The organism is Streptomyces griseus subsp. griseus, from assembly GCF_000720255.1.
Taxonomy (GTDB): Bacteria; Actinomycetota; Actinomycetes; order Streptomycetales; family Streptomycetaceae; genus Streptomyces; species Streptomyces griseus_I.
Window position 1 is genome coordinate 15,385 of record NZ_JOJE01000031.1, and the last position, 12,985, is coordinate 28,369.

General features: G+C 72.7%; 10 protein-coding genes. 7 read left to right on the forward strand and 3 right to left on the reverse strand.

Annotated features, from left to right (window positions below):
- The first annotated feature begins 165 nt into the window (after positions 1 to 165).
- From IG99_RS31760 to IG99_RS31770, 3 genes are all read left to right on the forward strand, one after another.
- Entirely contained in the window at positions 166 to 516 is a 351-nt protein-coding gene (locus IG99_RS31760) for a VOC family protein (protein ID WP_037680079.1), read from the forward strand.
- A gap of 62 nt (positions 517 to 578) precedes the next feature.
- Complete coding sequence (locus tag IG99_RS31765) at positions 579 to 971, forward strand: MarR family winged helix-turn-helix transcriptional regulator (protein ID WP_037680080.1); 393 nt, start codon at positions 579 to 581, stop codon at positions 969 to 971.
- Between the two features lie 128 nt (positions 972 to 1,099).
- Positions 1,100 to 5,395, forward strand: a complete 4,296-nt coding sequence (locus tag IG99_RS31770; protein ID WP_037680082.1) for an nSTAND1 domain-containing NTPase — start codon at positions 1,100 to 1,102, stop codon at positions 5,393 to 5,395.
- A gap of 65 nt (positions 5,396 to 5,460) precedes the next feature.
- On the opposite strand, the gene IG99_RS31775 is transcribed toward IG99_RS31770, so the two are convergent.
- Together IG99_RS31775 and IG99_RS31780 are read right to left on the reverse strand one after the other, a co-directional pair.
- Positions 5,461 to 5,862, reverse strand: a complete 402-nt coding sequence (locus tag IG99_RS31775) for an SseB family protein (RefSeq protein WP_037680084.1) — start codon at positions 5,860 to 5,862, stop codon at positions 5,461 to 5,463.
- Between the two features lie 118 nt (positions 5,863 to 5,980).
- Positions 5,981 to 6,967: an AsnC family transcriptional regulator gene (locus IG99_RS31780; protein WP_037680085.1), complete on the reverse strand. Its 987-nt coding sequence runs from the start codon at positions 6,965 to 6,967 to the stop codon at positions 5,981 to 5,983.
- A 98-nt stretch (positions 6,968 to 7,065) separates the two neighbouring features.
- Between IG99_RS31780 and IG99_RS31785 the strand changes: the two genes are divergently transcribed.
- Both IG99_RS31785 and IG99_RS31790 read left to right on the forward strand, forming a co-directional pair.
- A complete protein-coding gene (locus IG99_RS31785; protein WP_037680086.1) occupies positions 7,066 to 7,860 on the forward strand; it encodes an inositol monophosphatase family protein in 795 nt (264 codons plus the stop codon).
- 65 nt (positions 7,861 to 7,925) lie between these two features.
- Complete coding sequence (locus IG99_RS31790) at positions 7,926 to 9,734, forward strand: acyltransferase (protein WP_078948024.1); 1,809 nt, start codon at positions 7,926 to 7,928, stop codon at positions 9,732 to 9,734.
- On the opposite strand, the gene IG99_RS31795 is transcribed toward IG99_RS31790, so the two are convergent.
- Complete coding sequence (locus tag IG99_RS31795; protein WP_037680087.1) at positions 9,653 to 10,882, reverse strand: MFS transporter; 1,230 nt, start codon at positions 10,880 to 10,882, stop codon at positions 9,653 to 9,655. The genes IG99_RS31790 and IG99_RS31795 overlap by 82 nt on opposite strands.
- A gap of 53 nt (positions 10,883 to 10,935) precedes the next feature.
- On the opposite strand from IG99_RS31795, the gene IG99_RS31800 reads away from it, so the two are divergent.
- Complete coding sequence (locus tag IG99_RS31800) at positions 10,936 to 11,685, forward strand: AraC family transcriptional regulator (protein ID WP_037680088.1); 750 nt, start codon at positions 10,936 to 10,938, stop codon at positions 11,683 to 11,685.
- 108 nt (positions 11,686 to 11,793) lie between these two features.
- Entirely contained in the window at positions 11,794 to 12,957 is a 1,164-nt protein-coding gene (locus IG99_RS31805; RefSeq protein WP_037680089.1) for an FAD-dependent monooxygenase, read from the forward strand.
- The last annotated feature ends 28 nt before the right edge of the window (positions 12,958 to 12,985 follow it).

A 12,985-nucleotide genomic window follows, 5' to 3' on the forward strand; every position in this document is an offset into this window, starting at 1 on the left:
GGTCCGCAGCCACGAGCATCGGCCGGCCGGAACGTCCGCCGCCATGGACCGGGAACCGGTCGGCGGTGGCCGGTCAGGATCGGAGAAGCGATGGGGCGGGTCTCCGGCCTAGCGTGGGAACAGCGACGGAAGCCGTCGCTCTCATGTCGACCCGAGGAGTACGTCATGGCCGCCGCGCTGAAGACGATCATCTATCCCGTGAAGGACCTCGAGCGGGCGAAGGCCCTGTTCAGTGCGCTGCTGGAGGTCGAGCCGTACGCGGACGAGTCGTACTACGTCGGCTTCAAGTCCGCGGGGCAGGACGTCGGACTGGACCCGAACGGGCACGCAAGGGGAATGACCGGCCCGGTGCCGTACTGGCACGTGGACGACATTCGGGCGCGGCTGGCGGCCCTGGAGGCGGCGGGTGCCGAGGTGCTTCAGGACGTCCAGGACGTGGGCGGCGGCAAGCTGATCGCCTTCGTGAAGGACGCGGACGGGAATCTGGTCGGGCTGACCCAGGATCCGGCCGCCTGAGGCTCCCTCCCGGACATAGTTGCATAGTCAACTATGTCCGGAATCGGTGTTACCGTGCGGGTATGGCATCGAAGACCGTCGACGCCGGGCTCGAGGAGCGGTGGCGGGACATCCTGTCGGTGCACGCGCGCACGATGTGCGAGATCGACCGCGCGCTGCACCCGTACGGCCTGGGCGCGAGCGACTTCGAGGCCCTCGACATCCTCGCCTCCGAGGCACCCGCACCGGGCGACCTGTGCCGCGTGCAGAACCTCGCCGGACGGGTCCATCTCAGCCAGAGCGCGCTCTCCCGCCTCATCGCCCGTCTGGAGAAGGACGGCCTGGTGGAACGCTCCGTGTGCGCCGAGGACCGGCGCGGCGTCTGGGTCTCCCTGACCGCCAAGGGCCGCGAGCTGCACGCGGAGGTACTGCCGTTGCAGCGGGGCGCGCTGGTGCGGATGCTGGGCGGGCAGTAGGCCGGAGGGGCGGCCTGGCGGGCCGTCCGGTTTGGTCCTGTGGCGTGCGCGGTGAGTTGTGTGGGCAAGCCCCTGCCGGGGATGCTGACTTGTCCAGTGCCACGCGACACGTCAGGGAGCGGGGGTCCATGGCCGCTGTACGGGGGAGCGACGTCCTGGAGGCGTCACAGGTTCGGATCTACTCGGCCGCCGGCGCGGTGATCGGCGCGGGGTTCCTCGTCGCCGCCGATGTGGTGTGCACCTGCGCCCATGTCGTCGCCCGGGCACTCGGCGTGCCGGACACCGCGGAGAGCGTGCCCGAGGGGCAGGTGGGCCTCGACTTTCCGCTGCTGGGCGGTCGCCCCGGGGCGCGGGCGGGCGTGGTGTCGTGGCGGCGCGACGGGGTGGACGTCGCGCTGCTGCGGCTCGACACGGCGGTCGAGGGAGCCCGGCCGGTGCCGCTGGTCGACGGGACCGAGGTATGGGGGCACACGTTCCGGGCACTGGGCTACCCGGCCGGCGCCGACCACGGCGTATGGGCGTCGGGCACCTTGCGCGCCGGACAGGGCTCGGGCTGGCTGCAGATCCAGACACAGGAGCCGGGGCCGCGCGTCGCGGAGGGGTACAGCGGGGCGCCCGTGTGGGACGACGCCCAGGACGGCGTGGTCGGCATGATGGTCGCCGCGCACCGGGGCGAGCCCACCGCGTATCTGGTGCCGTCGGCCCATCTGGTCGACGAACCGACCCTGCGGCCGCGCTGTCCGTTCAAGGGGCTCGCGGCGTTCACGGAGGACGACGCGGAGTTGTTCCACGGCCGCGACAGCGAGATCGCCCGCGTGGCGGAGGCCGTGCGCAGGCGGCCGGTGACGCTGGTGGCGGGGCCTTCCGGGTGCGGGAAGTCATCCCTCGTACGGGCAGGGGTGCTGCCCCGGTCACGGGCCGAGGGCATGAGCGTGTCCGAGCTGCGGCCCGTGCCGGGGGCGCGGGCGGTCGCCGTACTCGCCCGGGCGCTGACCGGGCTTCTGGAGACGGGGCTCGGCGAGGTCGAACGGCTCACCAGAGCCGAGGAGTTGGCGGTGCTCCTGGAGAACGGGGAGGACGACGTACCCGCCGAGTTACGGGGCAGGATTCTCGCACGCGGAGCAGGCGCCGGGCACGTTCTCTTCGTCGACCAGCTCGAGGAGTACGCGGGCGCCGATCCCGCCGCCGCCCGCGACCTGTTCGCGCTGCTCGCCGCCCTGGCGGGCAACGACGGTGCGGCCGTGCTGCGGGTCGTCGCCACCGCGCGGCCCGACTCGCTCGGTGTGCTGGTGACGCCCGGCACGTCCGACCTCGTCAGCGAAGCCGTGGAGTTCCTCGCGCCGCTGGCCGCGAAGGACTTGGAGCGGGCGGTGACGGCTCCCGTCGACGCCGTGCCGGGGCTGTGGTTCGAGCCGGGCCTTCCGGAGCGGATCGTCGTCGACGCGGGTGACGAGCCCGGGCGGATGCCACTGGTCCAGTTCGCCCTGACCGAGCTGTGGAGGCGCCGCACTCGCTCGATGCTCACCCACGCCGCCTACGACGAGCTGGGCGGCGTCGCGGGCGCTCTCGTCGGCTACGCGGAGGACGCCTTCGCCGCGCTGACCCAAGCCCAACAGGACTGCGCCCGACGGCTCTTCGTCCAGCTGGCCCGGCCCGACGACGGTGGCACCTCCTTCGCCCGCAGGCCCACCCGCGCCGCCGACCTCGCTCCGGAACTGCTCGCTCTGGCACGGGACTTGGCCCCCGGCAAGCTCGTCGTCCTCTCCCGCGCCCCGGGGGGCGCCGAGGGCGAGGAGATCGTCGATCTGGCACACGAGGCACTGACCGGACTCTGGCCGCGCCTGAGGCGGTGGCTCGTCGACTCCCGCGACTTCCGCTCCTGGCAGGAACAACTGCGAGCCGACCTGCACCGCTGGCAGATTCAGGATCGTGAGCCGGGGCGCCTGTTGAACGGCACCGACCTGGCCGACGCCGAGCGCAGGCTTGCCGAGCACCCCGAGGACGTCTCCGCCGAGGAACGCGACTACATCCGGCTGAGCCGCCGCCACTCCCGACGCGGCGCCCGCCTCAGACAGGGCGCTGTCGCGGGGCTGGCCGTTCTCACGGTGCTGGCCGTGGTGCTGGCGTTCTCCACCTGGCGGAGCCTCAAGGCCACCGAGCAGCAGTTGCGGACCCAGGCCGCGAACCTGCTCGCCCAGACCGCCGAGGACCGCCCGGGCAGCGACCCCGCCACCGCGCTCCAGCTCGCCCTGGCCGCGTGGAAGACCCGGCAGAACCCCAAGACCCAACAAGCACTGCTCAACCAGTACATCCGCGGGCAGTACCTGGAGGGCAGCCATCCGATGGTGTGGGACGGTCAGGTCACCGGTATGGACGCCACCCCGGACGGCCGCACCCTGATAGTGAAGTCGAAGCCCGGTCGTGGCACCGGGTTGAAGTTCACCGTGGTCACCGGCGCTCTCGAGCGTAAACCTCGGGCACGGCCGCTGAGCGGCGCCCCGACGGGAGGGCCGCTGGAGACGGCCCTCAGCCCGGACGGCCGCTTCTTCGCCGCGACCGGAGCCGACGGGGTGCGGCTGTGGCGGCTGGACGGTCCCCAGCAGCCCACCCTTCTGGAGATCGGTGACCACGACCTTCCCGAGCAGGCCAGTGGCAATCTGGACTTCAGCAGCGACGGGAAGCGGCTGCTGCTGATGATGGGCGACAACTCCACCAAGTGTTACGACGGCAGCCGGCCGTGCACCCCCGCGTTCGGCCAGGTGTGGCAGGTGCCCTCCGGCGCCCGCATTCACGTACCGAACGAGCTCGTTCCCAGGAAGGGGCTGAAAGAGGCCGCGTTCACCTCCGACGCGAACACCGTCGCGACGATCAGCCACCCCCCTGAGGCGGCCGGCCCGCGTATCGAGGTCAGAGACCTCAGTACCGGCCGGTTGAGCTACACCTCCACCACCGGGGACTCGGGTGGCGCGGAGCTACGAGTCGGCGGCGAGGTCCTTGTCACGTCGGGCACCACCACCTCGTACGAACAAGCCCTCGGTGTCGGAGCCGGGCGCAGGACCGAGCTCCCGACCGGCGGGGGGCCGGCGGACGCCACCTCTCGATTCGACGTCCAATTCCCGGAGAGCACCTGGGACTCAGGAGGCAAAGCCGGCGGGTACGCCGAGCCGATCCTGACGGACCTGCGCACCGGGCAGACCTACCGGACCCGCATCCCGACCTCGGGCGACGCCCCCGCCGCGTACGCCGGTGTCGCGGCGGTGCCGCGCGCGGACGGTGGGCTCACCGTCCTCGTCCCCGTCGGTTCGACGTTGATGGCGGTGCGCGCCGAACCGGCGGGGGGCAAAAGGTTCCGGGGCACGATGGGGAAATACAGCGTTTCGCCGGACGGTCGCTTCGTCGCCCTGGCCTCCGCCCGGCGCCTCGAGATCCTCGACGCCTCCCGCACCCGCCACCAGTCGGTGTCGCTCCCGCAGCCCGCCGAGACGGTGGACTGGATACCCACGTGGACGGCCGACTCAAAGCGGATCGTGGTGTGGGGCGAAACCGGCAATTTGTATAGGTCGTACTCGGCGCGGGACCTGGGCGAGAGTGTGCTGCTCGACGATGTCGTGCCGGGGGCGAAGGAACTCGACGGTGTCGTTGAGCTGCGAGGCGGCGAAGTGGACAGTGTCGCCGCACTTCAGGGCAGCGAGATCGTTCTGCTGACCGTGGACGGCCGACTCACCAGGGTCGACGCCGCCGACCCGGCCGTGCGCACCCGCCCCTTCCTGGTTCACCCCACACCGAACTGGGCCGGCACCGGCCGCATGGAAGCCAGTCTCGCGAAGAGCCAGCTCAGCGCCCGCCCGGGGCATCCGGGACAGGTCGCCGCGGTCACCAGGAAGGGGACCCAGAGCGGCGAGATCCTCCTGTGGGACGTCCGGGCTCCCCGACGGGTCACAGCACTGCAGGGGCAGGCCGTCAGCGTGCCGATCATCACCTCCCACACCGCCGGCGCACTCGCCTTCGACGAGGACGGCTCACATCTCGCCGTGCAGCACACCGACGGGCAGGTGCGCGTGTGGGACGTCGACCGCCGGAAAACACTTGCCGGTGGCGCGCCCCGCACGGGCAACGACGCGCTGATCGGGTTCGGTCCCGGCGACAGCGTCGTCACGTACCGCTACGGCAAGTATCGGGTCCAGTTCTACGACCGGAGGGACGACCGTGTCTCGTACACCCTGCCGGTCTCGGGCGATGACTGGATCACAGGCTTCGTGCGCGGACACCACCTGACCGTCGACACCGGCCGCCTGCGCCAGATCTTCGATCTGCGCCCCGACATCCAGTTCCACACCCTGTGCGCCGCCGCGGGGCGCGACTACACCAAAGCCGAGCGTGAGCTGCTCCCGGAAGGGACCCCGTCGAAGCAGCCCTGTGCTTGACGGGTCCGCTCCCGGCTCGCGGAAGCGGTCCGGACGATCCGGGCCGCCTGCGCCCGGCCACGACGCTACGGCCGCGCCAGCAGCGTCCGTACACCCTCAGACGTGAGCGTGAGGCTGTGGTTGTTGGCCGCGTCGATGGTGAGCGAGAGGTCGCCGGACGGCCACTGCGAGGCGAGGGCGCCGAGGGGTACCAGGCGGTAGCGGGAGACGAACGGCAGCAGCTCGGCCATCTCGACCTCGGAGGTGAACACGGGCACCATCACCTCCCCGCCGGGCTGTTCCAGCACGGGCAGCGCGACCGCGCCGGGGTCGGTGGCGTCCTCCTCGCGGGCGTCGTCGGGCACCGGCACGAGCACCTCGCTGTGGGCGAGCGTGTCCAGCGCCAGCGTGTCCTCGGTGTTTCGGGCCAGTGCGTCCAGCGCCTGCTGGGCGGGGGTGGCGGTGTGGTCGTTGGCGGGTGTCTCCATGGCAGGTCCCCAGGTAGCGAACGGTGCGGTCCCGTCGGCGTGATCTGTCCGGACGGGGTCTGGCCTCGCGTACCCGACCCGTGCGGAAGCCAATCCTCCTGAGGACGGGGAATCGTGATCAGACACGATCGGAGACGGCGGACCGTGCCGGGAAAGGTGACCGGCCGGGGCGTTTGACCGCCTGGCCGATGATGACGGTCTCCACACCGTCCACGCCCAGGCCACCGAGGTCCCGGGTGATGAACCGGTACAGGTGATCGAGGTCCCGCACCCAGACGGCCACCTGGAGATCGGCCGTGCCGGTGGTCGAGAAGGCGCCGTGGACCGCCGGGTGGGAGGCCAGGGCGCGGCCGACCGGGTCCAGGCGGTCGGGCGCGACGCGCATCAGGACGTTCGCGTCGATGGAGAGCCCCAGCCGCCTCGGATCGACCACGACCTGGGTGCGCAGACGGCCCGCGGCCGCGAGCCGGGCGATGCGGCGCCGCACGGTGGAGTCCGGGTGGCCGGTGCGCGCCGCGACCGCCGCCGCCGGAGCCCTGGCGTCGTCCTCCAGGGCGGCGAGGATGTCGCGGTCCACCTCGTCCGAGGCACCTTGGGTGTCACCCCGAGGAGGGGTCAGCGCCGCGCGTTCCGCGTCGCTCAGGACGCCGTGCCGCCAGTCGGACGCCTCGGCGAAGACGTGCAGGATCGTGTCCGCCGTCACCGAGGTGACGGCACGGGTGGCGGGCAGCTCCCGGAAGACCAGGTGGTCTCGGGTGCCGGGTCGGGTCAACGAGACGGCGAGGATCTCGTCGCCGGACGCCGAGAGGTCGATGAAGGGGATGTCCGGGCGCGCCGCCAGAGCGGCCGTGAGGGCGTCCAGCTTGCTGCCGAGCACCCGGATCCGCAGGAGCATCGCACCGACCGGGTCGGGCCGTGCCGGCAGGGCGATCACCCGGCACACTCCTTCCGCCGCCAGGGCCTGCCAACGCCGGTGCACCGTGCGCGCGCTCATGCCGAGCACCTCGCCGGCCCGCTCGGCGGTCAGCCTTCCGTCGCACTGCAACGCGCCGATCAGCCGTTGGTCGCGGTCGTCGAGTACCTGATCCGCCATTCGATCCGCCATGAACGGCAGTATCGCTCACTTCAGGGGCCCGGAGCGTCGCCGCATGGGCATCCCCGCCGAGGATCAGGACGTACACCAGCGCACCCGGGGAGACCGAGATGACGTACCAGGACCTGCTCACCGCCATGACCGACACCGCGCACGAGGTCGGCGAACTGCTGCTGGCCGCGCCCCGGCCGGCCCCCGCGGTCACCTTCGACGAACTCGCCGCTGCGTTCGCCGCGGTGGAGGCCCCTGGCGACGCCGTCGTGAGGCGGCGGCTGGGGGCGCTGCGGCCTGGTGCCGCCTGGGCGGAGGAGTTGGACAGCCTGGCCGCGTTGCCGTCGGACGGCGAGGTGTGGATCGTGGACATCGTGGACGGGGCGGTGCAGTTCCTCCAGGGGCTGCCGCAGTTCTGCGTCAGCCTGGCGCTGGTCAGCGACGGCGAGCCCGTCGCGGCCGTCCTGCACGCCCCGCTGCTCAAGGAGACGTACACGGCCGCCCGGGGGCAGGGGGCCGCGCGCAACGGCCTGCCGGTCAGCCCGTCGGTGAAGACGGACCTGGCCGCGGCCGTCCTCGCCACCAGCCAGCCGCCGTTCGTCGCCCGGCAGCCGCAGGCCGCCGAGCAGGCCGGGCGGTCGCTGTCCGCCGTACTGCCGCACGTGGCCGCCGTACGCAATCTCGGGCCCACCTCCTGGCAGATCGCCGACACGGCGGCCGGACGCCTCGACGGCTTCTGGCAGTTCGGCCGGGACGACACCAACCTCCTGCCCGGCGTCCTGGTCGCCCGCGAGGCGGGCGCCGTGGTCATCACCGCCGACGGTGGGCCCTGGAGGGCCGGCAGTGACAGCTTCCTCGTCGCCGGGGAGCCTCTGCGCAAGTCCCTGCTGGGCGTGCTGACGGAGCGCGGCTGAGGCCGCACACGGGTCGTGGCGCCGCTCTCTTCCCACACGGGCTCCCGGCTCCCTAGCGTGCGTCCATGGATCAAGAAGAGCGGGATCATGAAGAGTGGGACCACCAAGAGCGGGATCATCGACAGCGGGGTCACGAACAGCGGCCGTCCGCAGCCCACTTCGACCACTGTCCCTGGCTGTTCGCCGCCGAGGCGAGCGAGGAACAGCGAGCCGGGCAGCGGGAGCGGCAGCGGGCCATCGGCGGGGACAGCGAGGTGGGTGAGCGGTGTTACGTCGCCGGGTCCGCGGCGGTGTTCCCGGACCGCCTGCGGCTCGGGAACGACTCGTATATCGCCGCCCACGCCTACGTCACCGGGGAGTTGACCACCGGCTCCGACTGCACGCTCAACCCGTTCACCACGGTGCGCGGCACCGTCGTGCTGGGCGACGGCGTCCGGATCGGCGCGCACACCTCGCTGCTGGGCTTCAACCACTCCATGTCCCCCGACCGGCCGGTTTTCCGGCAGCCGCTCACCAGCCGGGGCATCAAGGTCGGCGACGACGTGTGGATAGGCTCGCACGTGATCGTCGTGGACGGCGTGACCATCGGCGACCACTGCGTCATCGGCGCGGGAGCGGTCGTGACGAAGGACCTGCCGGCGTGGACGGTGGCAGCGGGAAACCCGGCGCGGGCACTGCGGGACCGCCGGGAGGGTGGCGGGGGTCGTGCGCGCCGGGGCGACGAGGTGCCGTCGCGCTCCACGGGCCACGGCGCGGACCTCCCGCTGTCCCGGTTCGCGCACCGTGCCCGGGCGCAGGCCGCCGAACTCCTCGCCCGGTGCTGGGACGGGGAGCGTTATGCCGACCGCCCCGGGGCCGCTCCGACGGTCCGGGCGCACTGTGACGCCGTGGAGATCGCCGACCTGCTGCTGGGCCGGGCACCGGAGCCGTTGACCGCCGAGGAGCACGTCGGGCGGCTCGGCGCGGCGCAGGACCCGGTCACCGGCCTCGTGCCGGAACTCGGGGAAGGGCCGCCCACCGTGGACGACGACGGCTTCGTCGGCGAGGGTGCGGCCCTGTACCACGTGCTCTGCGTCGGCTACGCCCTCGACCTGCTGGGCACCTCCTTTCCCCATCCGGTATGCGGCGCAACGGACATGACGGCACATCAGCTGGTCGAGCGGTTGGACGGACTGCCGTGGCGCGACGGTGCGTGGGGCGCGGGGGCCTGGATCGACTCCTGGGCGACGGCCGCCCACTGGAACCTGCGGCGGGTGGGGGCGGGTGGGGTGCGGCCGGGTGCCCTGGAGGCGTTGTTCGGCTGGCTGCTGACCCGGGCCGACCCGACGACCGGGATGTGGGGCGGAACCGGCGTCCTCTCCCCCGAGACGGGCCGGCTCCAGGTCGTCAACGGCTACTACCGGCTCACCCGCGGTTCGTTCGCCCAGTTCGGCCTGCCGGTGCCGCATCCGGAGCGGGTGGTGGACACCGTCCTGGCCCACGCCCGCGACACACGCCATTTCGGGGCGGGGCAGGAGAACGCCTGCAACGTGCTGGACGTCGCCCACCCGCTGTGGCTGTGCACCCGGCAGCTCGGAACGGGCGGCGGCGACGGCTACCGTACGGCCGAGATCCGCGCCTGGGCCGAACGGCAACTGTCCGCCGTACTGGCCCGTTGGCAGGACGGCCGGGGCTTCGGCTTCGGTCCCGGCGGCCCGGGTCCCGGCCCCGAGCCGGGGCTTCAGGGCACGGAGATGTGGCTGGCCATCGTCTGGTACCTGGCGGACCTGCTGGGCCGCTCCGACGAACTCGGCTACCGGCCGCGGGGCGTGCACCGGCCGGAACCGGCGGCCGGGTCCCCGCTCGTCCCCGTCAGATCCCCCTTCCCGGGGTGACGAGTGTCTTGCGGTGCGGGCGGTTCACTCAGTGTCCTGAACAGCAGCCAGCTCAGTACGGGCATGAGGATCAGCGGAATCAGCGCCGTGCGGACGGACGTCGCGTCGGCGAGGGTGCCGATGAGGGGGCTGGTCAGGCCGCCGACGCTGACGGTGAGGCCGAGGGTGATGCCGGAGGCGGTGCCGACCCGGGAGGGCAGGTAGTCCTGGCCCAGGGTGACCTGGAGGGAGAACGGCACGTAGAGACCGGCGGAGGCCAGCGCGACGAAGAAGTAGAGCCCCGGGCCCGGGACGGTCACGATCCCGGCGACCGCGACGGCGGTCGCCGGGTACGACCAGCGGGAGACGGTCACCCGGCCCCAGCGGTCGGCCAGTCTGCCGCCGAGCACGGAACCCACCGCACCGCCGAGATAGAGCACCAGCAGTGCCACGGTGCCCGCAGCCCTGTCGCCGCCCATGCGCTGCTCGGCGAGGAGGGAGACGAACGTGCTCAGTCCGACGAAGACGACGGACCGGCAGACCACCGCGAGCGAGAGCCGCACGAACGAGGATCGGTCGTCACGGCCGGCCGGCGGCGCCTCGTCCCCCCGGGCGCCGTCGGGGCCCTCGCGCGCTCGCAGTACGGGCAGGCAGAGCGCGCTGCCGACGAGGGCAGGCACCACCAGCAACGGCGACAGCCGCAGACCTCCGGTGCTGACGACCGCGAAGACCAGCAGCGGGGCCAGGGCGAACCCCACGTTGCCGCCCAGGGAGAACCAGCTCATCGCGCTGTGGCTGCCGCGGGCGGCGAGCCGTGCCATACGGGCGGATTCGGGGTGGTAGGCGGCCACGCCCAGCCCCGACACCGCCACGAACGTCAGGGTGAGCGCGTAGGAGCCGCTCACCCCGCTGAGCGCGATGCCCACGCCGCCGAGCAGGGTGCTCAACGGCAGGAGCCAGGGCATCGCCCAGCGGTCGGTCAGGAAGCCGAACACGGGCTGGGCGACGGAGGACAGCAGGGACGCGGCGAGGACGACGCCGGACGCTGCGGCGTAGCCGTAGGCGCGCTCGGCGACGAAGAACGGCACGAGCGCGGCGACCGCGCCCTGGTAGACGTCGACGCAGGCGTGGCCTACCGAGAGAAGGATGATCGACTTGTTTCTCGACACGTCACCATCGTCGGCAGCGCGCCGGTGTCGTACTTCCAATAAACTGCCAACCAATGACGCAGATCCGCCACCAGCCGGTCGCGCCGACCCGGACCCAGAAGATGGCGACGGGCGCGGAGATCGACGCCCACCGGCACGACGACCACCAGATCGTGTACGCCGGGCGGGGTGTGCTGACCGTGACGACCAGCAGGGGTTCCTGGGTCGCCCCGGCCACGCGGGCCATCTGGGTCCCGGCCGGTACGGTCCACGCCCACCAGGCCCATGGGGAGCTGGAGTTGCACCTGGTGGGTCTGCCCGCGGACGACAACCCGCTCGGGCTCGGGCAGCCGACCGTCCTGGCCGTCGCCCCTCTGCTGCGCGAACTCCTCCTCGCCTACACGCGGGCGCCGCTCGACGAGAGCCCGGAGCGCGCCCGGTTGCGCGCCGTCCTCCTCGACCAACTGCGGGCCTCGCCCCAGCAGCCGCTGCACCTGCCCACCCCCACCTCCCCACGTCTGCGTGACCTCTGCGACCTCCTGCGCGCCGACCCGGCCGACGACCGCACGCTGGCCGCACTGGCCCGGCAGGTCGGTGCCGGTGAACGGACGGTGTCCCGGCTCTTCCGGGCCGACCTCGGCATGACCTTCCCGCAGTGGCGCACCCAACTGCGGCTGCACCACGCCCTGGTCCTGCTCGCCGAGGACACCCCGGTCACCACCGTGGCCCACCGCTGCGGCTGGAGCTCCGCCAGCGCGTTCATCGACGTCTTCCGCCGGACGTTCGGAGAGACGCCGGGCACGTACCAGGGGCGACGGTCCTGATCCGGGAGCCGGCCATCGCCTCGTCCCGCGGAACCCCGGCCGTCCCCCGGGCGTTGGATTCATGACACGGCCACCGGAGTCGTCCGACACGCGAGGGGAGTTGGAGGCGTGGCGCGCATTCTCGTCATCGGAGGTGGCACGGCCGGCACGGCGGCCGGACTGGCCCTGCGGAAGGCCGGGTTCGAGGTCACCGTGCACGAGGCGCATCCCACCGCCGCCGAGGACATCGGCGCGTTCCTCACGCTGGCGAGCAACGGCATGCGGGCCCTGGCGCAGATCGACGCGTCCGCCGCGGTCACCGCGACCGGGTTCGAGCTGACCGCGCTGAGCGTCCTCGACGGTACCGGCGCCGAGTTGGCGAACCGGCCCCTCGCCGGGGCCGACGACCCCCTGCTGCGGTACCGGTGCCTGCGCCGGGGCGAGTTGAACGCCGCCCTGCAGGCGGAGGCCGTACGCAGGGGCGTCGACGTCCGGCACGGCGCCCGGCTCGTCTCCGTCGAGGCGGGCCCGGACGCCGTCACCGCCCACTTCACCGACGGCGGCACCGCGACCGGCGACCTCCTCGTCGGCGCCGACGGCCTGAACTCCGCCGTGCGCCACTCGTTCGCCCCTGACACGCGGCCCGCGTACGCCGGGGAGCGGGTCTTCTACGGATACACCACCGAGGCACCGGTGACGGAGGGGACCGGGCGCATCACCCTGATCCGGGGCAGCGCGGCCGCCTTCGGGTACGCGGTGAGTCCCACCGGGGAGACGTACTGGTTCGCCCGTGTCACCGGCGAGCCGCTGCCGCCCGGGGACCTCGCGGACGACACACCGGACCGGTGGCGCGAGCTGCTCCTCCCTCTGCTGCGCCGGGACGCCACCCCGGCCGCCGGCATCGTCGCGGCCACCACCGACAGCATCATGGTCACCCACGCCACCGAGATGCCGCCGGGTGCCTCCTGGCGCACCGCACGCACTCTGATCATCGGCGACGCCGCGCACGCGGCCTCACCGGCGACGGGACAGGGCGCTTCGATGGCCCTGGAGGACGCGGTCGTCCTCGCGAAGGCCCTGCGCGACGCCCCGAACATCGACAAGGCGCTGACCGCCTACGAGTCGCTCCGCCGCTCCCGGGTCGAGCACAACATCGCCGTCAGCGGACAGATCTCACGCCGCGCCGACTCCCCCGCGGGCCCGGCGGTGGCCACTCCCCCGCCCACGGAGGACGAACTGCTCCGGCACCTGGCGTGGGACACGGACGTCTGGACTCTCGCCCGGGACGCGTGAGACGGCCGCACTCCGACGCCCGCCCCGC